The sequence below is a fragment of the Paenibacillus sp. FSL E2-8871 genome, assembly GCF_038000345.1.
Classification (GTDB): Bacteria; Bacillota; Bacilli; order Paenibacillales; family Paenibacillaceae; genus Paenibacillus_AQ.
In genome coordinates this window covers 1,817,942-1,838,696 of sequence record NZ_JBBOBV010000001.1, presented here as the reverse complement: position 1 = coordinate 1,838,696, position 20,755 = coordinate 1,817,942, and the positions used below count along the sequence as shown (strand labels likewise).

The 20,755-nt window shown below is 43.9% G+C and carries 24 protein-coding genes; 16 read left to right on the top strand and 8 right to left on the bottom strand.

Annotated features, from left to right (window positions below; genetic code table 11):
• Positions 1-218: 218 nt before the first annotated feature.
• The 7 genes from NYE25_RS08530 to NYE25_RS08500 all read left to right on the top strand — a co-directional run bounded on the left by NYE25_RS08530 (position 219) and on the right by NYE25_RS08500 (position 5,014).
• Positions 219-791: a hypothetical protein gene (locus NYE25_RS08530; RefSeq protein ID WP_341145694.1), complete on the top strand. Its 573-nt coding sequence runs from the start codon at positions 219-221 to the stop codon at positions 789-791.
• A gap of 68 nt (positions 792-859) precedes the next feature.
• Positions 860-1,528: a hypothetical protein gene (locus NYE25_RS08525; RefSeq protein WP_341145693.1), complete on the top strand. Its 669-nt coding sequence runs from the start codon at positions 860-862 to the stop codon at positions 1,526-1,528.
• Entirely contained in the window at positions 1,491-2,501 is a 1,011-nt protein-coding gene (locus tag NYE25_RS08520) for a hypothetical protein (RefSeq protein WP_341145692.1), read from the top strand. The genes NYE25_RS08525 and NYE25_RS08520 overlap by 38 nt, the downstream gene beginning before the upstream one ends.
• 35 nt (positions 2,502-2,536) lie before the next feature.
• The gene (locus tag NYE25_RS08515) at positions 2,537-3,286 is read left to right on the top strand and encodes a hypothetical protein (RefSeq protein ID WP_341145691.1); all 750 of its coding nucleotides are present in this window, start codon (positions 2,537-2,539) and stop codon (positions 3,284-3,286) included.
• Positions 3,287-3,323: 37 nt separating this feature from the next.
• A complete protein-coding gene (locus tag NYE25_RS08510; protein WP_341145690.1) occupies positions 3,324-3,890 on the top strand; it encodes a hypothetical protein in 567 nt (188 codons plus the stop codon).
• A 62-nt stretch (positions 3,891-3,952) separates the two neighbouring features.
• A complete protein-coding gene (locus NYE25_RS08505) occupies positions 3,953-4,411 on the top strand; it encodes an SMI1/KNR4 family protein (protein ID WP_341145689.1) in 459 nt (152 codons plus the stop codon).
• Positions 4,412-4,432: 21 nt separating this feature from the next.
• Positions 4,433-5,014, top strand: coding sequence for a DUF4303 domain-containing protein (locus NYE25_RS08500; protein ID WP_341145688.1), 582 nt, complete (start codon positions 4,433-4,435; stop codon positions 5,012-5,014).
• Positions 5,015-5,268: 254 nt separating this feature from the next.
• Here the strand turns inward: NYE25_RS08500 and NYE25_RS08495 are convergent, their stop codons facing one another.
• Positions 5,269-5,844 carry a hypothetical protein gene (locus tag NYE25_RS08495; RefSeq protein ID WP_341145687.1) on the bottom strand — a complete coding sequence of 192 codons (576 nt, stop codon included), beginning with the start codon at positions 5,842-5,844 and terminating at the stop codon, positions 5,269-5,271.
• A 333-nt stretch (positions 5,845-6,177) separates the two neighbouring features.
• Between NYE25_RS08495 and NYE25_RS08490 the strand changes: the two genes are divergently transcribed.
• Positions 6,178-6,684 carry a DL-endopeptidase inhibitor IseA family protein gene (locus NYE25_RS08490; RefSeq protein ID WP_341145686.1) on the top strand — a complete coding sequence of 169 codons (507 nt, stop codon included), beginning with the start codon at positions 6,178-6,180 and terminating at the stop codon, positions 6,682-6,684.
• A gap of 32 nt (positions 6,685-6,716) precedes the next feature.
• On the opposite strand, the gene NYE25_RS08485 is transcribed toward NYE25_RS08490, so the two are convergent.
• Entirely contained in the window at positions 6,717-6,926 is a 210-nt protein-coding gene (locus NYE25_RS08485) for an ABC transporter permease subunit (RefSeq protein WP_341147704.1), read from the bottom strand.
• Between the two features lie 448 nt (positions 6,927-7,374).
• Here NYE25_RS08485 and pnuC point away from each other — a divergent pair, with 448 nt between their 5' ends.
• The 4 genes from pnuC to NYE25_RS08465 are packed head-to-tail and all read left to right on the top strand — an operon-like array spanning position 7,375 to position 10,528.
• A complete protein-coding gene (gene pnuC, locus NYE25_RS08480; protein ID WP_341053253.1) occupies positions 7,375-8,052 on the top strand; it encodes a nicotinamide riboside transporter PnuC in 678 nt (225 codons plus the stop codon).
• Entirely contained in the window at positions 8,049-9,059 is a 1,011-nt protein-coding gene (locus tag NYE25_RS08475; RefSeq protein ID WP_341145685.1) for an AAA family ATPase, read from the top strand. Before pnuC ends, NYE25_RS08475 begins: the two co-directional genes overlap by 4 nt.
• Positions 9,060-9,086: 27 nt before the next feature.
• Positions 9,087-9,980, top strand: a complete 894-nt coding sequence (locus NYE25_RS08470) for an NUDIX hydrolase (RefSeq protein WP_341053256.1) — start codon at positions 9,087-9,089, stop codon at positions 9,978-9,980.
• Positions 9,977-10,528 (top strand): NADAR family protein, encoded by a 552-nt coding sequence (locus NYE25_RS08465; protein ID WP_341053257.1) that lies wholly within the window; start codon positions 9,977-9,979, stop codon positions 10,526-10,528. The genes NYE25_RS08470 and NYE25_RS08465 overlap by 4 nt, the downstream gene beginning before the upstream one ends.
• A gap of 49 nt (positions 10,529-10,577) precedes the next feature.
• On the opposite strand, the gene NYE25_RS08460 is transcribed toward NYE25_RS08465, so the two are convergent.
• Entirely contained in the window at positions 10,578-11,432 is an 855-nt protein-coding gene (locus NYE25_RS08460; RefSeq protein WP_341147703.1) for an AraC family transcriptional regulator, read from the bottom strand.
• A gap of 207 nt (positions 11,433-11,639) precedes the next feature.
• Here NYE25_RS08460 and NYE25_RS08455 point away from each other — a divergent pair, with 207 nt between their 5' ends.
• Positions 11,640-13,715, top strand: a complete 2,076-nt coding sequence (locus NYE25_RS08455; RefSeq protein ID WP_341145684.1) for a beta-galactosidase — start codon at positions 11,640-11,642, stop codon at positions 13,713-13,715.
• Positions 13,716-13,759: 44 nt separating this feature from the next.
• Here the strand turns inward: NYE25_RS08455 and NYE25_RS08450 are convergent, their stop codons facing one another.
• Positions 13,760-14,305: a GNAT family N-acetyltransferase gene (locus NYE25_RS08450; RefSeq protein ID WP_341145683.1), complete on the bottom strand. Its 546-nt coding sequence runs from the start codon at positions 14,303-14,305 to the stop codon at positions 13,760-13,762.
• Positions 14,302-14,952, bottom strand: coding sequence for an NUDIX hydrolase (locus NYE25_RS08445; protein ID WP_341145682.1), 651 nt, complete (start codon positions 14,950-14,952; stop codon positions 14,302-14,304). Before NYE25_RS08445 ends, NYE25_RS08450 begins: the two co-directional genes overlap by 4 nt.
• Before the next feature lie 142 nt (positions 14,953-15,094).
• Between NYE25_RS08445 and NYE25_RS08440 the strand changes: the two genes are divergently transcribed.
• Entirely contained in the window at positions 15,095-15,616 is a 522-nt protein-coding gene (locus NYE25_RS08440; RefSeq protein ID WP_341145681.1) for a hypothetical protein, read from the top strand.
• A 5-nt stretch (positions 15,617-15,621) separates the two neighbouring features.
• The gene (locus NYE25_RS08435; protein ID WP_341145680.1) at positions 15,622-16,056 is read left to right on the top strand and encodes a DUF5301 domain-containing protein; all 435 of its coding nucleotides are present in this window, start codon (positions 15,622-15,624) and stop codon (positions 16,054-16,056) included.
• Between the two features lie 45 nt (positions 16,057-16,101).
• Here NYE25_RS08435 and kduD read toward each other — a convergent pair whose 3' ends face one another.
• The 3 genes from kduD to kduI form a co-directional block, all read right to left on the bottom strand.
• Positions 16,102-16,860, bottom strand: a complete 759-nt coding sequence (gene kduD, locus NYE25_RS08430) for a 2-dehydro-3-deoxy-D-gluconate 5-dehydrogenase KduD (RefSeq protein WP_042189303.1) — start codon at positions 16,858-16,860, stop codon at positions 16,102-16,104.
• 43 nt (positions 16,861-16,903) lie between these two features.
• A complete protein-coding gene (locus NYE25_RS08425) occupies positions 16,904-17,659 on the bottom strand; it encodes a DeoR/GlpR family DNA-binding transcription regulator (RefSeq protein WP_076286209.1) in 756 nt (251 codons plus the stop codon).
• A 132-nt stretch (positions 17,660-17,791) separates the two neighbouring features.
• Positions 17,792-18,625, bottom strand: coding sequence for a 5-dehydro-4-deoxy-D-glucuronate isomerase (gene kduI / locus NYE25_RS08420; RefSeq protein ID WP_341145679.1), 834 nt, complete (start codon positions 18,623-18,625; stop codon positions 17,792-17,794).
• Between the two features lie 235 nt (positions 18,626-18,860).
• Between kduI and NYE25_RS08415 the strand changes: the two genes are divergently transcribed.
• Complete coding sequence (locus NYE25_RS08415) at positions 18,861-20,537, top strand: hypothetical protein (protein WP_341145678.1); 1,677 nt, start codon at positions 18,861-18,863, stop codon at positions 20,535-20,537.
• Positions 20,538-20,755: the final 218 nt, after the last annotated feature.

The following is a 20,755-nucleotide window of genomic DNA, read 5'->3' as shown; positions in this document are numbered from 1 at the left end:
AACCACAGTCATGACTGTGCTATCGAGATCTAGCTCAGCTTGAAGCAACAATACAGTATCTCTCTCTTGTAAAGGTCATTTCCAAAATTCAGGTGAAAAGTAGGAAGACTCAGGACAAATGATCACTATAATGGAAATAAGAGACATACTTAGATACAATCTATAGGATATAAATAAGAATCAGTCTGAATAAGAAAGCGATTAGAGGAGGCCATCCCGTGGGAAGATCATTCGCAAATTTGCATATCAAGTCGAACAACCTTGATAAGACTGTCGAAGCATTAAGAGAGCTAAGCGAAGGGCATGCCACAGTATTAGGCAAGCCAAATACTGTGGCTCAAAAGTTCAATGTTGTCATGTACGTAAGCAAAAGCAACGAGTACTGGATCAGCGTGCTCCATGATTATTTTGTATGGGGTACGGTGAAGGAGATCGGCAAAACGCTGTCTCGGCTTATCGAGGAGCCAGTGATGACCGCCGGATATATAAATGAGGAAATATTCGAGTTGTCGTTGTTCGAGAATGGAGATATTGAGGCCGAAAGAATCTTTTGTGAACAGTGGACGAGGGATGAATATGAACAACTCAAAGAAGAGCGTCTTAACAATGACTATTTGCAGAAAGCGTTGGATATCCGCAATGAGGATTTTGACGACTTCATTAGCATTACGAGTCCGGCACAAGCCGTAGATAAGCTGTCAGAACTCGTAAGAATGTCATTATGGAGCGATTGGGAGTGGATCCCGCACGAAGAAACTCTCAATGAACGATTTGCGAAATATGAATTTTGAAAATACATGAGGAAATGGCTAAGGTCATCTGAGATGACACTTTAGAACATGGCGGTGAGAGAAAAGAAATGGACAGATTAAAGAACAGCGGATTTTATAAACTTAGATTCTTCATAAGGCCGGAAGAGTTTGAAAGCGTTTTGAAGCTTTTTGAACATAAGCAAGCGCAATTTTATCTAACCAATTATGCCCAGACAGAGCATGACCAGAATCAGGTGTATGAGGCGTATCAGTCATTTTATCATTATTTTACGGCAGAGGAAAAAAGGAATGATGGTCACCCATTCTTTGTTTATTCCATTTCTGTTGCGTCTGATAATGAAGGCTCCGGATTTTTTGCGAGAAATGAAGGTGTCCATTTTCCCTATTACGGACAATGGGCAGAGGATGAATTGCCGTGTATCTTGCTTTCATTTCCTAAAGGCTTTCAAATGGATTTGGAAGATGAAAACGGGAAGTATTATATCTATGAGGATATCAGGGATCATAAGCCGTTAACATATAAGTTTTTGGATGAAATAAAAGACTCTATTAATAAAATGACAAAGCCGCTTCGCTTCTCGACGCATGACGCAGATGCTATGAAGGAGCAAAAGCCTTCTGTGCGTATAAGCCATGATGCGATTCACGATTTGAGCAAATCGTGGATTTTCAGTAAATACGGGCTTGTGATCAATGGCAAAAAAGGAGGATTAATGGATGCGGAAAATATGGAAAAAAAGAATTCTGATCAATAATCCTGCCCTGCTGGACCGGGATCTGATCGAGCGGGATTTGCACGACGGTAACCAAGTGATTATTCAATTCTCTCACCCGGATTTTTATGGCTCCATATTGGAAGAAGTGGATGAGCTTTGCGCGCGCTGGAATGAGGATTTCGGAGTACGTTTCTACGCCCACTATTCGCTGTCTTTTGATTGTCATACTCTCTTGCGGATTCCTCATGTGAAAATGCTGCACCTCGATAGTCTCACCCAGGCACATAACACTGAAGCATTGGCGAAGCTGGATCACCTGCGCAGTTTGAGCATAGGCATATACGAGCTGGAGAATTCGGAAATTCTGGGGATTGATACGTTGCACTCTCTAAATAAATTAAACATTATCTCGGATAAAAAGACCCTCAACCTGCAATATTTTAGAGAGTTCTCTGATCTGGAGGAATTGCATGTAGGGGGTAAGGTTAAAAACCTTGATGCTATAGGTTATCTGGAGAACTTGAATTATCTCGCGCTGCATTCGATCAGCAAACTGCCGTTACATTGTATTAACCGGCTGAGGAAGCTGGAGCACCTTCGCATTTTGCTTGGAGGCCGGGAGCACATTCATGAAATTGAAGAGAATACAATCGAGAACCTGGAGATTACTAGAGTCCGCGGCTTCCATGACCTGACCAATATTACAGCCTTTCAAGCGCTGAAGAGACTTGTTATTGAGGATCAAATCCAACTGAAGGAAATCAGCTTTAACCAGGAAATGAAGGCACTGGAGGAACTTTCTATTAGGAATTGTAAAGGCTTAACCCGTTTGACGGGAATGGAGCAACTACCTTTGCTGCACACGCTTCGTATTCTCAAGACGGCAATCGATTTTGATTCCTTTATCCATCAGAAACTTCCGAATTCTTTATCTTCAGTGGAGTTTGCAACTTTCAAAAGTAAAGCAGACCGGGAAATACAACAATCTTTAGCAAAATTGGGTTTTCAATAAAAGGTAGGATCGTTCAGTTAACAGGAGGAGTATTTATGTACATCGTATCTCAGCCAAAACCGCTATCTGACGGCCAAAACCAAGCACTTGCGAAGGAAGACGTTACTGTTTATCCACAGGGCTACCTCCGGTTTTTGCGGCGATTCGGTGAAGGGACTTACAGAGGGTGGTTGAATGTTCAGCTTCCCGATGCGGAGGTGCTTAAACCTTTTGCCGAGTACGGATTATGGGAGCATGACGAAAACAGCCCCATTAGTGAGCAACAGATCGGCGAGTGTATCGTTATAGGTACAACGGTGGACGGTGATTTTCTGGCAGTACATCCCCAGACAGCTAGGCTGCTCTGGCTACCTCGGCATGCGGAGCACGTAAAGGCGATTTCCCTGCAGGCACGGGAGCAGGAAGACGAAGGGATGTACGCCTTGGTGCTGGATGAAATATATCGTCAGGTGTATGGAATCAGCCAAGGGGAGAGCATCTACTATGAACCGTGGACGGGCACTCGGAGCCATCTCTTTTTGCGTTTGCCACAAGGACAGGATCAGCTTACGCTGCCCGAACTGGCCGACTTATGCCAAAACGAATTTCCGCCGGATTTGTCCATTGAGAATGCCTATGCTTGTTTCCTGTTCTACCGGAAGCTGGGCGGCTATGTACGATTGAATTATGCCTACCAGCAAGAGGTGGCTGTCTTCTATGAACAGGATGCGGGGCAGGCGTTTGAAGTTATGGAGCAGTGGCTCTTGTCGAAAGGCTGCGAAGCGATCTCAGAAAATAACAGATGATCCGGATACTCCTTAAGTGTGGGAGAGGGAGGTATGTATGAAACTAGTTTTTACTTTGGATACACATGGAACGTGTGTGGGTCAATTGAGAGATGAGCTGCTGCCCTTAGAGGAATTAGCAAATACATGGAAGTTTCCCTATGATATCTTTTTTGTATTGCGTGTTTTACCTGAAAGTTATGGTCGAACAACATCCAGACGTTTTGATAGCAGGGATCATACCCTCGAATTAGATATCAGCATAAGTTATGAACAGTACCAACGGATGTCCAAGCATGAGCAACGTGAGGTATTAGGCAGTCACCTTTGTAACTATTTGTCAGAGTCAGTCGCTAAATATAATAAGCATGCAGATAAGGAAACTCAAAATCAACTACTGGATCTGGTGAAAAAATGGATGCTTGAAAACAATTGGCTAAATGGAAAGTTAAATCAAGCACGGAAACTACTTTCGCAAGACATGGGTCTTTATGAAGTCAGCCAAAAATTGCAGATGCCATTAGAAGAGATTGAGTATATCCTTCTCCGTATGAATGACTATGAGCCAACTGACGTTCATCCTGATAACATTGTAGCAGGAAAAGCGCCGCATAATCATTTGTAGAAGATTGGAGAGATATCCAAAACTTACAATAAACCCATGTATAAGGAGAGGGGATCGAACTTATGTATGAGCGTTTGGCAGAAAAACTGAAAACGACCTCCGCTTTAAAATGGTTTCCTGGCCATGGTGCGGAAGAAAGCTGGATAGCAGAAGCTGAAGAGGAATTAGGATTCTGCCTGCCGCCATCTTATCGCTGGTGGCTGGTTCATTACGGTAATGCCCGGTTGGGAGTCGGCAATATTCTAGCGATCGCAGCTCCGGAACATAGAGAGTATTACGACGGCGACCTTCTTTACATATATAGACTGAATAAAGCCGAGGAATGGTGGGTAGGTCGGTTTCCCCACAGACTGAACTTGTTCGTGCCGGATAGCGACGAGCTTTATTTTTTTGATACGTCTACTAGAGATAAACAGGGGGAATTTCCGATCATGTGTTATGATCTCATGAATGATTTGATCGACAAGTATGCTTCAACGTTTGCGGAATTTCTAGAACGGCTGATTGACGAGCGTTCTTAAATAACCTGAGCTGATCGACTAATGGAAAGGAGGACCATTATCATGAAGCCGATGCAAGAAATAGAGACGCTGGCGATAGAAATCGCCGCTGCTGCCAGAACGTCTTTTCGTGCTCTTTTTGAAAATGGCGAACATTATTATTACTGTACGCTACATACTACTGGCGAGGGACATGCGCCTAGCATCTCCGCCTGGTCGTGGGAAGCTTTGGAGATGGAATCGACCAGACAAGGAGACGAAAGTGACACACCGGGATCGACGATTGCTGAACTCATCAAATGGTCCTATGCCGATTCACCCTATTGTTGTTTCGGGGATGATAACTTTGAGCACGTTAAACAACGATTTGCTGAGCGTCCTTTCATTGCGGATCTTGAGAATGACGAAGGGAATCGCGAGTTTGATTTGAGGCTGAAGGCCATGGAGCTGGCGATGAAAATGCTCGATGATGAAGGCATGTTTGCCATGAATCAGCTGCGAGAGTCAGTATGTGTCCTTGTCGAGGTCATGCCGCCGGATGAGGTTAATACCGAAATTGCCCTACGTTTAAATCGGGCGGAATCACCGGTTATGCAAGCATGGTTGACGGAAGCGGCGGAGTAGAAGCTCATCTTTAAGGGAAGTGTCAAACCCATAAATGAAGGTTCAGGAGTAGCAATAACTGCAAATTCATTAGCGGATTCTGTTACAAGAAAGACTCTGATATGTAGGTGAGATTTATACAAAGCACGGTGTGTTTTTACGGGCTGATCCGTTAGGAGACGTTAGTCTCCCGTACTTAGGAATCTTGCCACTTTAGTCGCGAGTAGTTCAATCAGTTGCTGCCACCAGTGAAAGCCGGTAGTCTTAACAACTAACTAGCCCACTCCTAGTAAGGTGTAATTAGTATATATTTTGCGACTGATCGGAAATCTAAAGCTGATTCTGAAGCCTGAATCTTGTGCTCTGATAGTTAGTAAAAAACGGGAGCGTATTAATCCGCGAATTAAACTGTTCAGTCTTGTCGTATTACCTGAATTAATTGCGGCAGTGACACGCGTTGCAAATGGAATATCAGTCGCCAACCTGAGGTATAAGGGAAGAATAGCTTGTACTACTACGAGATGTTCTCCCACTTTATACTTACTTTGAGCGGGGTCAAGAAAAAAACCATTGACGTATAGTCGATCCCGCATAGGTGTACGAAAGCCGAAACTGTACCCTGATCCCAATTCTGCAATTGGGGCATGGCTTACCTTTTGAAACAGTCTTTCCATCTGCACAAAATCAATCGTATTCACCGCTTGTACCCATGCAGCTGAGTATGCTGGACTGCGCACGATTTCGCGATAGAAGGGTAGCACATTTCGTATCGTTCGTCTTAAAATTGCAGGTGTTATAAATTCGTTTTGCTGTTTGCGAACGGGGACTTGACGTTTTCTTTTCTTATTCAATATGCTTCCCTCCTTGAAAATTCAGTTATCTGCAACATATGCTTTACCGGAAAGATGCGTTTGGACATTTCATCGAAAAAGCACTCCAGGCTTTCGGGATTTAGATTTACTGCTAGAGAGATAAGGAAATTACTTAGCAAGAAATGACGCGGCTGCCGGTAGGAACGGTTTAGTCGCGTTTTGTTTGTGTGCTGCAGCTTGCATGGAAATGATCGATATTCTCTCCCGAAATGTAGGTATACAAGGATGAAATACGAGGATCCATTCTTGCCGTGCCTTCCATAAGGTAACATACATAGAATGCAATGGAAGAGCGATAAGGAGGGAGACGGCATGGTTTCGAGAAAACGACTTATGGCATTTATTCAGAATGCGGAAAAGGCATGGGAGAAAGTAGTCTTTTCGTATGATCTAAACAGTCCACCGATTCGAATCGGTGATTTTGATTACTACAGACTTCCCTTGCGATTCTCGACCCGAATCAAAATTTTTCGGTATTACCGCCAATTTTGGAGCAATGTGTACGCAAATCGCATGATCTGCTCCGCAGGTTTCAAAAACATTCGGGGACGTCTTTACTCTCCTGATGCAGATACGGGGGGATTGCCTAGCAGAGTGCTGGGTTTAAAAATTATAAACCAGACAAGCACAAATATAATAGTTGACGCTATTCTAGGTATTCCAGGCGACTCAATCGCTGATGGGGAATCTATTCGTTATTTCATCTTGCGCAACCCATCCACCCAAGTACTTACGATCAATTTACGCAGAAGCCGATATGCCGATTACCGTTACGATCCATGCAAAAAAAAGAGTAGGATACTAAGAAGGAAAAAATGAAATAGCGCCAGTTATATAGGGAGATAAATTATTCATTGAAAAAACTGATTGCAGAATACTTCTAAGAGTAATACACCCTTTGAACGGGATTGCAAGAACAACAACGGTGTCATGAAATCATTCCACACAGCAAGTGTATTTAAAATCGCTACTGTGGCAATCACCGGCATAAGCAGCGGGAACACAATCTGCAAGAATGTTCTCCAAACTCCACAACCGTCTACCCTTGCCTCTTCTTCCAGTTCAAATGGAACGTCAGAGCCGATAAAGCTATTAATTAAAAAAGATAGGGAACGGGAGGTTGTAACAAATTTCTATAAGAATAACGCCCGTGGGCAATAATTCGAGCGTAGTAGCAGAGAAGAAGAAGTAGCCGGATGACAAATACATGTTCGAACGCTAACCCGCGTAAATCGCGGGTTTTTTCCTTTGTCAGCGTATATTCTTGCCAGAAATCATTGTCAAGAATAAGTACCGTTAGCTGATTCTAGAAATAGGCTTATGCTAAGGAAGAGGATACCTACCATGGACTGGGGCTAGACTTAAGTTGGAAATTATTCTCACCTTTTTATTGCATCTTCCTCGCCTTTTTGCTATATTTGATATTAACAAATTGTTATTATCAAAAGGTTACTAACAATAAACTGAATGGTGAAGATTAGGAAATTTAATGAAAGGGAGCGGATGAAAGTGAATAAAACATGGGGTGGTTGGAATCTGTTTGAAATCGTCTGGCTAGTTTTATTTACCTCTATTGCTGTTGCGTTTACGGTTATTTCTAAAGATTCCTTATTCGGATTTACGGTCTTTATCACCGGGGTGCTGTGTGTGGTGCTCGCGGCGAAAGGAAACCTGATGAGTTATGTTTTCGGAATGTACAATACCGTCGGTTACGCGTACTTGGCTTATATAAACGGTTTGTTTGGAGAGGTCATGCTGAATTTGTTATTCTTTGTACCTATGAATGTCATTGGCTTCTATATGTGGAAAGACAACCGCCAAGACGGCAAACTATCCATGCGACAGATGGATCTTAAGTGGCTGTTCCTTGTTGGAGCGGTCTGCGTAATAGGCTGCCTGTTACTGGGAATCGGGCTATCGTTCATCCCAGGGCAGAACTCGCCTTATATAGATGCTATTACAACGGTATTATCCATTGTGGCTACCTTTTTAATGGTCAGAAGATTTAAGGAACAATGGCTGGTCTACATTGTTTTGAATATGTTTACGGTGCTGCTGTGGGTAATTCGGATGCTAGAAGGCAGTAGCGAAGGGGTGCTAATGATCGTCATGTGGAGTGCGTATCTGATTAACGCGGCATACGGCTATTACAATTGGAATAAAGGGGCTAAGGAGGTATCGGTATGAAGACGCTTGGATTAACGCTGGGGAAGTTTGCCCCGTTGCATAAAGGACATCAATTCATGATCGAGACCGCGTTGCAAGAGGTCGACGAATTGATTGTGGTAATCTACGAAACGACGGTGACCCCGATTCCGCTTCATATCCGGGCGAACTGGATCCGCAAGCTCTATCCGACGGTCCGGGTAATCGAAGCTTGGGACGGTCCAGACGGGTATTCGAACGATCGGGAGCATGAAATTCGAGAGGAGCAGTATATTTTAGGGCTGCTGAAGGGCGAGCAAGTGACGCATTTTTACTCTAGTGAATTTTACGGTGAGCATATGAGTGTCGCATTAGGCGCGGCGGACCGGCGGGTGGATGAAGCCCGTGAGCGGGTACCGATTTCGGCCACGATGGTGCGTGCCAACCCTTATAAATATCGCAGATTTGTAAGTGATGTCGTGTATAGGGGGTTAATCACGAAAGTGGTTTTTGTGGGAGCGATGTCGACTGGCAAATCTACAATCACCGAAGCGCTGGCGCGGCGGTATCGCACAACCTTTGCAAGCGAATATGGGCGTGATTACTGGACCGAGCATCAAGTAGATCGTAGAATTAACCTAGAAGCGTTCGATGAGATCGCTTTGGGCCATATCGAACGTGAGGAGCAGGCGCTGCTGGAAGCTAACCGATATCTCTTTGTCGATACCAATGCAATTACCACATATATGTTTGCTTTGGATTACCACGGCCGGGCTCCTGAATGCTTAGCCCGGATCGCATTAGAAAACGCGCAGCGCTACGATCTGTTTTTCCTGTGTGACGATGATATTCCTTATGAGAATACATGGGACCGTAGCGGGGATCAGAAGCGGCATATTTTTCATAAGCAAATCATTGCTGATTTGAAAGAGCGGCGGATTCCCTATATCACGTTGCGAGGAAACCTAGAGGAACGAATGCACAAAGTAAGTGAGGTCTTGGCAAAGTTCGAGCCCTACCGGAACTATTTCGGAGAGTTGAATGGCTAGAATAAAGAACAAAGGAGGCAAGGATACATGAATATGTTGGATCGCGATGGACTTACGGAACGTCAATTTTTAGAGCAGTACCATGCCGGGGATTTCGAGCGGCCTTCGGTGGCGGCGGATATGGTCATTTTCACCGTTACGAACACGGAGGCGGACAGCTACCGCAAGCTTCCGGAAAAAGAGCTGCGAATTCTGCTCATTCAGCGGGGAGGTCACCCGTTCCTGGGCAAATGGGCACTTCCAGGCGGTTTCGTCCGGCCGGACGAGACGACAGAGCAGGCGGCGGTGAGGGAGCTGAGTGAGGAAACCGGTGTGGATGACGTTTATTTGGAGCAGTTGTACACCTTCAGCGATGTTGGAAGGGACCCTCGTACCTGGGTGATGAGCTGCAGCTACATGGCCTTAATCAACAGTGATCAGGTACAGCTGAAAGCAGGAGATGACGCTGTCCATGCTGCCTGGTTCAAGGTAACCTATCGGCTTCTGCGCGAGCGGAAAGAGATTATTGAGGATGGGTATGTGAAAACGAAGGAATACGAGCTCAAGCTAAGTAGCGATGAAGAAGAGTTTACGGCAGTTGTGGGTCGGACGATGACATCAAAGTCGGCCTCTACGTCAACCGCATACTCCATTGTATCAAATGACGGATTGGCTTTTGATCATGCGAAGATTATAGCTTGCGCTATTGAGAGACTGCGGGGAAAAGTGAATTACACCGATATTGCGCTAAACTTGATGCCGGGTCTCTTCACTTTGACGGATCTACAGCAGGTTTATGAGGTGATCTTAGACAAAGAGCTGCTGAAAGCCGCATTCCGGCGTAAAGTAGCGGATCTCGTAGCGGAGACCGATCATTATACTGAAAATGCGGGACACCGTCCTTCCCGTTTATATCGGAGAAATATGGAGGAATATCAATGATATACAATATAGAGCAGTTAAGAAAAGCTTATATCGCGGGCAAAACGTTCAAGTTTGTGTTCTTCTGGGGCCATACACCGCCAAAGCACGACGGCGTCGACAAAAGCTGCTTCAGCCAATGGTGGATGAGTCCTTTCGTGATAGAGGGGATCGAGTATTCCTGTGTCGAGCAGTTTATGATGTCCGAGAAAGCAAGACTGTTTGGAGATGACGATATGTTGGACGCGATCCTTAAAGCTAAGCATCCCAAGGAGATGAAAGCCTACGGGCGTGCAGTAAGAAACTTCGAAAATGACACTTGGGATAAAGAATGCTATGACATTGTCAAAAGAGGAAATATAGCCAAATTTTCGCAGAATCCGAAGCTTGGCGAATACCTCAAGTCAACGAAAAACCGTATTCTCGTCGAAGCTAGCCCACAGGATCGCATTTGGGGAATAGGCATGAGCCAGTCCAATCCGGATGCGGAGAATCCCGTAAAATGGCGGGGTAGGAACCTACTTGGATTCGTGCTGACCGAAGTGAGGGACGAATTGCTGCGGGATTAACTTCATCCTATATTTAAATGAAAAGATAACGATATCCCTTTGGATTTCGTTATCTTTTTTGTTCATCCTCTAAAAGCCGAAGTTTCATCACCCCAGGTGTACAGCCATAAGTATTTCGGAAGATTCGGATAAAATAATTCGTCTCCATTCCCAGTTGAATCGCAATATCCTGAACGAGAATATCAGCATTCTCTGTCATTAACTGTATCGCACGTTCTAGTCGCAGATTCTGTAGATATTTATGTGGAGTTACGGCATATTCCTGTACGAATAGACGTTGGAAATGCTGGACGGAATACCCCACAGCAGCTGCTAGATTGGAGATAAGGAGTGGCTCAGTATAATGTTCGTTAATAAGTTCAACCGCTTTAGCCAACGCTTCATTACGCACAGACTCAAGTTCTAAACGACTGCCTGAGGAGTGTATGGATTCAGAACGACGTAACATCAGAAGTAATCGATATAGGGTTATAGATAGATCCTCCATCCCTTGCTCGTCTTGACGACTAGCCGTCTGATTGTTCACCGTATGCCAGATCTTTCCGATTTCCTCCCAACATTGTTCAAAACGAGCAGGATGATAAGGGAGATAAGGGAGAAGGCCAATCCCCTCCAGCATTCCCTGCGACTGACTCCCTTCGATTCCGATGAAACCCACATGCCATGGTTCATGTGAGGTAGGATAATATTCGTGTCCTCGATCCGGTGGGAAGGCGAAAGCCATTCCAGGTTCTAGTATGATTTCAGTACCGCTCTCCAGATCACGAAACAACCCAGTTCCGGTACGAATCAGAAAAATTTGATGAACAGGAAAACCTGTAGGGCGCACATGATGAAATTGTATATGACGACCTACAGAGTAGGGATATAAGGGAAGCGTCTCAGTGTCGCGCGGTAGTTCTATCAGAGAAAATGGTAGCAGGATGATTCACCTCATATTCATTTTGTACTATCACTTCGAGAGTATATTCCTACTGTTCTAGGTAAGTTTTCTTTTATTATAAATAGTATAAATGATGATTCTTGATTTAGATAGCTTCGGCATCTAACGTCTCATCAGAGAATAGTCCCATTCCAAAAATGGGCAGAATTGAGAGGATGATCTTACACAATGAGTAAAAAACATTCCCCGATTAGTAGCAAAGCTCCAGTGATGCTGCACGGTGCTGATTATAATCCTGAACAATGGCTGAAGTATCCAGAAATTTTGCGTGAAGATATTCGTCTGATGAAGCTTGCAAACTGTAATGTGATGTCTGTCGGAATTTTTTCTTGGGTATCCCTAGAGCCTGAAGAAGGTGTATTCACTTTTGATTGGCTAGATAGTGTATTGGATTCTTTTGCTGAGAATGGGATTTACGCATTTCTAGCAACACCAAGTGGAGCACGGCCTGCTTGGATGTCTGAGAAGTATCCTGAAGTTCTAAGAGTGGAACGTAATCGTGTTCACAATTTACATGGCTTCCGTCATAATCATTGCTTTACCTCACCTGTGTATCGGGAGAAAACTGCGATTTTAAATGCGAAGCTTGCGGAACGTTATAGCCAGCATCCGGCTGTTATCGGTTGGCATATTTCGAATGAGTTCGGTGGTGAATGCCACTGTGATCTTTGTCAGAATGCTTTTAGAGATTGGTTAAAGGTCAAATACAATAACAGTTTGGATGAGGTAAATCATGCTTGGTGGGCTACTTTTTGGAGTCATACCTACACTTCATGGACACAGATTGAATCCCCAGCGCCACATGGAGAAACACAAGTACACGGCTTGAACCTCGACTGGCGGCGTTTTGTCAGCGAACGGACGATAGATTTCTGTCAGCATGAGATTAATGTTGTACGCCCTTACAATCCAGCGCTGCCAATTACAACGAATATGCATATGATCGATGGCATTGATTATCGAGAACTAGCCAAAATTCTGGATGTTATCTCATGGGACGCTTATCCAGAATGGCATTATACTGAAGACGGTGACGATGCTAGACTGACGGCATGGACGGCGATGCACTACGATTTAATGCGCTCTTTTAAAAAGAAACCGTTCCTGCTCATGGAGAGCACACCATCACTTACGAACTGGCAATCGGTCAGTAAGCTGAAGCGTCCTGGTATGCACAAGCTGTCTTCACTTCAAGCGGTAGCGCATGGTTCGGATTCTGTACAATATTTCCAATGGCGTAAAAGCCGGGGCTCTAGTGAGAAGTTCCACGGTGCAGTTGTTGACCATAGCGGCCACTCCGAGACTCGTGTGTTTAAAGACGTTACAGAGGTAGGAAAGACGCTGGCGGGAATGACAGAAGTAGTAGGTACATCAACTCCAGTGAGAACAGCGATTATTTTTGATTGGGACAACCGCTGGGCGATCAAAGATGCGCAAGGCATTCGTAATTCCGGATTGCGTTATGAGGAGACTGTACTACAGCATTATCGTGCCCTTTGGGAGCTAGGCATTCCAGTTGATATGATTGGATCGGGAGATGATCTGTCCGCTTACAAGCTGGTAATTGCACCTATGTTATATCTGATAAGCGAAGAGAATGGAAAGCGCATCGAGAAGTTTGTTGAACAGGGCGGAACTTTCCTGGCAACCTACTGGTCTGGTGTCGTTAACGAAACGGATTTATGTCATTTGGGTGGATTCCCAGGACCGCTACGTAGAACACTCGGCATTTGGGCTGAAGAGACCGAAGGGCTGCATAGCCGTGATTTGAATGGTGTTGTAATGCAGGCGAGCAATGCACTTAATCTAAGTGGTGATTATGATGCGCATGAAATTGCTGAGCTGATCCACTTGGAAGGTGCGGAAGCATTAGGCACTTATCGCAGCGATTTCTATGCTGGCCGTCCAGCGCTTACGGTAAATCGTTTCGGTGAAGGAAATGCGTATCATCTCGCTACTCGTGTAAAAGACGCCTCTTTCTACGTTGAATTGTATGCTGCAATCACTGCAAAAGCGGGAATTACTCGTGCGCTTGATAGTGAGCTTCCAACTGGTGTGACAGCGCAGCTTCGTACGGATGGAGAGAGTGATTATATTTTTGTGCAAAACTACAGCGGCAGTCCGCAAGCGGTACAATTAGATGGAGCGGATTATACGGATTTGATCTCAGGTACTGCAGTTCCGGCTGTATTGAATCTAGCTGTAAATGATCTCGCAATGTTGAAGCGTAAATCGTTAGTATAAAAAGAAGGCAGGACCTGAGGGATTCAGGTTCTGCCTTTTTACTATCAATCCATAAATCGTCCCATCATAATCGTGTTATAGAATTTTCCATCTGAAAGGCACTTATCATTCTTTAATATTCCCTCGATTTCAAAGCCAAGCTTCTGATAAAGGGTAATAGCTTTGTCGTTCGTTTCGAGGACATTTAAAGTGATTTTTTGGATACCGTTAACGTCGGCCCAAGCAATCGATTCTGCTAAAAGATTTTTTCCAATTCCATAACCCCAATAATCCTGCAGCACACATACTCCGAACTCGACTTTATGAGCGAATCTTGCTAATGAATGGCCTTCGCATCTAGAGAACCCAACGATTTGATTATTAACTACCGCGATTAGAAATAAGTTTCTTAGTTTCTCTGAATCAGATAGGATAAGCTGCTGAAACTCTATTTCGTCTATAAAAGCCTCCCCTGGTTCTCTGTCTAAATTCTCGGTCTCACCATCAATTTGTACTCTTAATTTGGACAATGTCATAGCATCCGTAGTGATTGCAGATCTTATGGTGTAATGGATGCCTTTCACGGTAAATGTTCGTTGATCAATAATCATTTGTCCTCCGTTACTACTGGTGATTTTAGAAATATAGCTTCGATACCCTCGATAATACGAGTATAATAACCCACTTCATGGGGTACAAAATGGGTCTTGTCTACATCCTGCTCAATGGTAATTCTATGTCCATGCGGATCGATTTGAAAACCGTTGACTTGTAGACTATGTATTTCTCCCTGCCAAAATCTGCGGAAATCAGAGAACTTAGCTTTGACAATACCGGCGACCTCTTCTTTTTGTAGCTGAAAATCTTCTAGACGATAGGGATTGTTATAAACAAAGACATGCGCTCGTTCATTATCGATAAGTTTTTCTTTTTTCATACTATAAGGAATTGTCCCTAGCGGGATCAGGTCTTTTAAGGATAAATCCAGTCCGAGCTCTTCATGAACCTCGCGTGTTCCATCTTCTACAGTTTCGTTAGCTAGCAAATGTCCAGCGGCCGTGATGTCCAGTAGTCCCGCATAATCTTGTTTCTGTTCACTCCGAAGTTGTAAATAGATATAGGGTATTTCCTGATCTTTGCTTATAAACCAGCAGTGGAAAGTCTCATGCCAATGTCCTAACCGATGTACCTCTTCACGTGGAGCCGTACCTGTTCGGTTGCCTGCTTCATCAAAAATGGTAAGTATCTCATTATGCATAGAAAAGCTCCTTTGTGATGATTTCTTCTTTCTAAAGCCTATCATAAAAACGTTCGAATTACCCTAAATGTTAGGGAGGTTCTTATTGACAACCGCTAGAATGAAATGTATATTTTTGGATGTTAATCAAAGGAGGAGTTAAATGAATTTAGTAACCATGAAGCAGAAGGATTTGGACACTTTAAGTGATGAAAGATTAGGATGGGCCTGTATGGAGCCTACCTTTCAGCAGATTCGCGCAAAATCACCATCGATCAAATCCGAAGTGATCTCAAAGCTCACAGATGGACAGAAAGCACTTTGTATGTTCAGAGTAATGCATGATCACAGCCGTAATTCCGAAGGGGAGTATTATGCTTGGATTTCTTACATGCAAGACCTGCCGGGGTATTGGACAGGGGTGATGGGAGGCATACGATTTTTTGGCGATGATCCGATGATTCTTTTGCTTCAGGAAACAAAGGCATTTCTCGAAGAAAGAAACAATCGACTTGGAATACAGTGGGTTGATGCTACCATCACGGATCTCGATCGAGATCCTGAGTTGTTGAATGAGATGAGTGGTTTATTTGAACGATTTAAGAACATAGCCGAAGATAGCTACAGGTTGATTGGCGAGTATATTCGGGCACATCCGGGAGAATTTGTGGAGATAGAAGGCTAATAATTATGAAAAAAAGTAAATTATTTTTATTGTTTCTTATAGTAATAAATCTGCTTCTTTATGGAGTTCCCTTATATCACAGTTATAATTCATTTCAAAATCTTGTACTGGATCGAATCGATGCTACTCAAATCATCTCCATTAGAGTTCTTAAGAGTTCTAATGAACAAGAAATTAAAGTGGATGACCCGAAAGAAATTGAAAAGATCATACATGAGTTTTCTGACGTGAAATTAAAAAGAAGTGATGCATCAGAACGACCTGCGGAGACCTATTGGATAAGAATATATGTAAATAAAGATCAGCGCTTTGGAATGACACTCTATGGCACAGATTACTTGTATTTCAGCGATCGATCTAGTAATAGTAAGTATCACTCTGGAAATTTTAAGATTACTAGTAAATTTGATGGGGAATCCATTACAAGCTTGTTTAAGTAAAAATAACCCGCTGCCACAGGCAGCGGGTTAAATATTTCAGGTTATTTATCTAGCCATCCATCCGCCGTCAACATTAAGAATATGACCATTCAAATAGTCGGATGCTGCGGAAGCTAAGAATACAGCAGGACCTTTAAGATCATCAGGTGTTCCCCAACGTGCAGCTGGAATACGATCTAAGATAGCATCCGAGCGGCTTTGGTCAGCACGGATCGGAGCTGTATTTTCAGTCGCCATGTAGCCTGGTGCAATCGCATTAATGTTCAGACCGGAGCCTGCCCATTCATTGGCAAAAGCTTTAGTAAGACCTGCAACCCCGTGCTTACTCGCGGTGTAGCCAGGGACATTGATTCCGCCTTGATAGGAGAGCATAGAGGCGATGTTAATGATTTTGCCGGATCCTCTTTCCAGGAAGTGGCGGCCAGCGATCTGAGACAGAAGGAACACTGTGTTCAAGTTCAGGTTAATAACATCGAACCAGTCTTTTTCACTATGGTCTTTTGCAGGAGTACGGCGGATCATTCCTGCACAGTTCACGAGAATGTCAACATGACCAGTCAGTTCAAGTGCTTGGTCAAATGTGTTTTGCAGGTTGCTATGATCACTTAAGTCAGATTCGATGCTAACCGCTTTTACACCAAAAGCTTTTGCAGCGTTTACGGTTTCTTGACTTGTATTAAGCGATACGGATGCAATATCCGCACCTGCTTCTGCGAAGGCAAGGGCAATGCCTTGTCCAAGACCTTGAGCAGCACCGGTTACGAGTGCTGTTTTACCTGCCAAGCTGAATAATGATGATGACATTATAAATTACGCCCCTTTGATTTAAATGGATTTGATTCCGTTATTACTCACATTCAATGGCAATGCCTGCACTGCGGAACTGTTCTGCTGTTTCGGGAGAGAGTCCTTTATCTGTCAAGATAACGTCAACTTCCTGCAGAGAAGCGAATGTACGCAGCGCAGTTTGGCCGAATTTATGATGATCCACAACCGCGAACACTTTACGGGCAGTAGACACAAGGGCTTGCTTAAACTCAATTAAATCTCCTGTATAAATAGAAAGTCCATGTTCGATATGAACAGCTGTCGAGGACAGAAATGCTTTTTGAATATTAAGTTGTTGCACATAGGAGACGGCTTCAGGGCCGGCCAACATATTGCGGACACGGTAACCCCCGGGAACGACGAGACGAATATGATCTTTGGGAACCAGTTCGCTGATGATGTATACATCATTGGTGACTACCGTTAGAGGCATATTGTCCAGGCGTCGGGCAATTTCAAGCGTTGTGCTCCCGCCATCAAGAGCTATAATATCGTCCTGTTCAATATGAGCAAGCGCGCGCAAGGCGATCTCTGTTTTTTCGTCGGAATACTTATCCAATGGATCCTTAGAGGGCAAAATACCAAACTGGTCGCTTTGTGCCAGCACAGCTCCGCCATGTACACGTACGATCAGTCCTTGCTCCTCCAGCTTGCTTAAATCCTCACGAATTGTTTTTCCCGTAACTTGTAGCTTATCGCTCAGTTCATTCACCGTTACATCTTTTTGGTTCAGCATAACTTCCATAATCATCTCATGTCGTCGTATCGGGTTCATCCGCTTGCCTCAGCTTTCCGTAATTGATTAAAATTATAAGAAAGTTTAAGTTTCACGCTAGACTCTTCCTTATAATTCTCGCACAAACGCTTATCGTCCTTAAAAGGACGCCGAAGGCGTTTTAGCTTGTCTCTATTGTAGTTCTTTCATGGATACGGGGTCCATATCATCATATCTTTTATTATCGCCAGCCATACTCCAGATAAAAGTATAGTTATGAGTACCAACACCACTGTGGATGGACCAGCTTGGAGAAATAACCGCTTGTTCGTTTTGCATTACGATATGGCGAGTTTCATTAGGCTCTCCCATCAAGTGGAACACAACGGAATCGTCCGGTAGATCGAAATAGAAATATGCTTCCATCCGGCGTGGATGTGTATGTGCTGGCATCGTATTCCACATGCTACCTGGCTTCAGTTGAGTCATACCCATAACTAGCTGAGCACTTTGCACGCCGTTTGTATGAATGAACCGGTGAATGGTACGCTCGTTGGAGTTCTCCAAACCGCCCATCGCACCAGATTCGGATTCAGCCAGAGTGGTTTTGGTAGTTGGATAGGACTGGTGAGCAGGCGCAGAATTCAAATAGAATTTAGCGGGCTTGGAAGCGTCTGCACTTTTGAAGATAACATCTTTAGAACCTTGACCGACATACAGACATTCTTTGAAATCTACTTCATATTCTGTACCATCGACACTAACCGAACCTTTACCGCCAACATTGATGATCCCCAGCTCACGGCGTTCCAAGAAGTAAGTAACTCCAAGTTCTTTAAGGTCAGTTGTAAGTGCAACTTCTTCCTTAACAGGATTAGCACCGCCAACGATCATGCGATCCTCATGGGTAAGTACAAGTTTCAGTTCATCTGGTGCAAAAATGACAGGAATGTGGAATTCCTTACGGAGGCGATCAGTGTCAAACTGCTTAACTTCATTAGGGTGGGATGCAAAACGTCTTTCCATGGAATATTCAATCTCCTTCACAAGCATATTTTCGTTCGTATAGGTATAATTTACTCCATTTATGTTCATATTACAAGTGTTTGTTTTTTTATGTTGGTTCATTTTAGTTTATTTTTAAGTTTTAATAATTGCCAAATGAACGAAAAGTGTGCACAATAGATCTAAAATGCTTAGTTCTCATTTATAGGATTGTTATCATACTATTGAAAATTGAGATGTGGGAGGTTGAACTTGAATGCTGGAGTCTAATGGTATTCAGAGTACTTATCAGGACCGTCAACAAGAAATCATTATAAGTATAGCGCTGGAAGCGCAGAGACGGCCTCTGCTTGAGAGTGGACTCTGGTTCCACGATGATGTGCGAAATAACTTTTATTATGCCTCATATCTTTTTGCAGCTGCAGTAGATGATTCTTTGTCGTTGCCTTTTGACCGGGAAGAAGCGAAACAGAAGGCACAGGATGTGTTACTAGAGACATTAATGCTACAGAATCGTCAACCTGGCACGGAGCTATACGGGCACTGGCCGCTTGGATTGAATCCGGTTCCACGTGAGGCTTCGCCGCATGAATTGCCTGTGGAAATTATGGGCAGTCTGATGGCCTACTTTTGCAAAAGATATGGTGGAGCACTAAACGCTCAACTTCGCATTGTCCTGAATACAGCATTTGGACACATTTATCGGAGTGATTTCTACCGTAAGCCGGTAATCACTTTTGGGCATCATGAAGCGAAATATACAGCAGCAAAGCTGATTTTTGGCACTATGTTTGCAGATGATGTGCTCGTTGAGGATGGTCGGCAAAGTTTGAAGGCCACATTGACATACATCCGCTCTAAGGGTATGCCAGAATACGGCAGTCTCCCGTGGTTCTGGCATTGGATACAAGCGTTTACCTGCGCTTTGGAGCTTGTCCCGACAGAAGATACGGATTTAATAACTACTCTTAAAGACATGCTTGATCATCTTTGGAAGGTAAGAGCAGAGTTTTATTTACGTGGAGCTTGGGCGGGTGCACATTCTAGAGGTTGGCCACATGATGTACCAGGGGATGCTAATGTGCTTCATGACTATGTTCAGTTCGGGGACTTCAAGCTTTCAGAGGCAATGCCACGCACGGAATACGCTGGACTCCTATTCTATAAAGCACCAGATGAGGCTTTAACAGCTGCGATGAATCGCCGGACGCCAGTGGAAACCACCAAGATTACACAGAAGGTAGTCCCAACAGATCCGAACGCTCAACCGTTACTTCATTCTTATGCCTATATTACTGAGGATTTTGCAGCAGGCGGGATGTGGGAACGGGTAGAGGAATTTGATAATGAACAGCTCCGTTGGGCTTTCTCTCTGCCTGTGAATGGAGAAGGAGGGTCCAACCAGCTATATTTCTTCCATCCAGGTCAAGGCTACAATGAGGGAGATCCACGCCATCAGAGCCGTTATATGGAGGTCCTCTATCACAAGAATGTAGTTATTTCTTTATTTCCCATTCCTCAGGGGGAAAAGAATACGATCATCGGTGTTCTTCCTCATGGGGAGTGGATGCAAGACCCGAATGCCTTATTCGGTCAGGTTGGGGATGTCTATTTCGCAATATATTTATCTCAATCGTACCAACTACAGGAACGTCCGGGATACATTGAGGTAACCGTTCAAGGGATGCCGGGTGGGGTGATCGTTGAGGCGATCGGTGTTAAGGAGTCTGCAGAGCGTGGCATCATCGGACTGGATGCATTCGTAATAGCTATGGCCCATAATGAACCACACTTTGAGATGGGAGACGGATTGTCGGCTCATTATACGACCAGTAATGGCGAAAGATTGCATTTGAGTATGGTGAGTGAGTCAGAGCAACCGCGAGCTTTGCTGAATGGTGTGAAGATCTCTTTGGAGAACTATACGGTTTAATAAGAACTCAACATAGTTGTGAGTTAAGTTTGGATGGAGTCGACCTTAAGGTCGGCTTTTTTATATTATAAATGCGCATACTATGCTATAGCTTCATTTGGAAATTTACTCCTAATAAAAACCAGCTTTCCTTTAAGGGCAAGGCTTTCGTAATCTTATTTGAAATTAATTACATTAATCTCTAATTTTATGAGAGACATTTATCACAATAAAGGTTA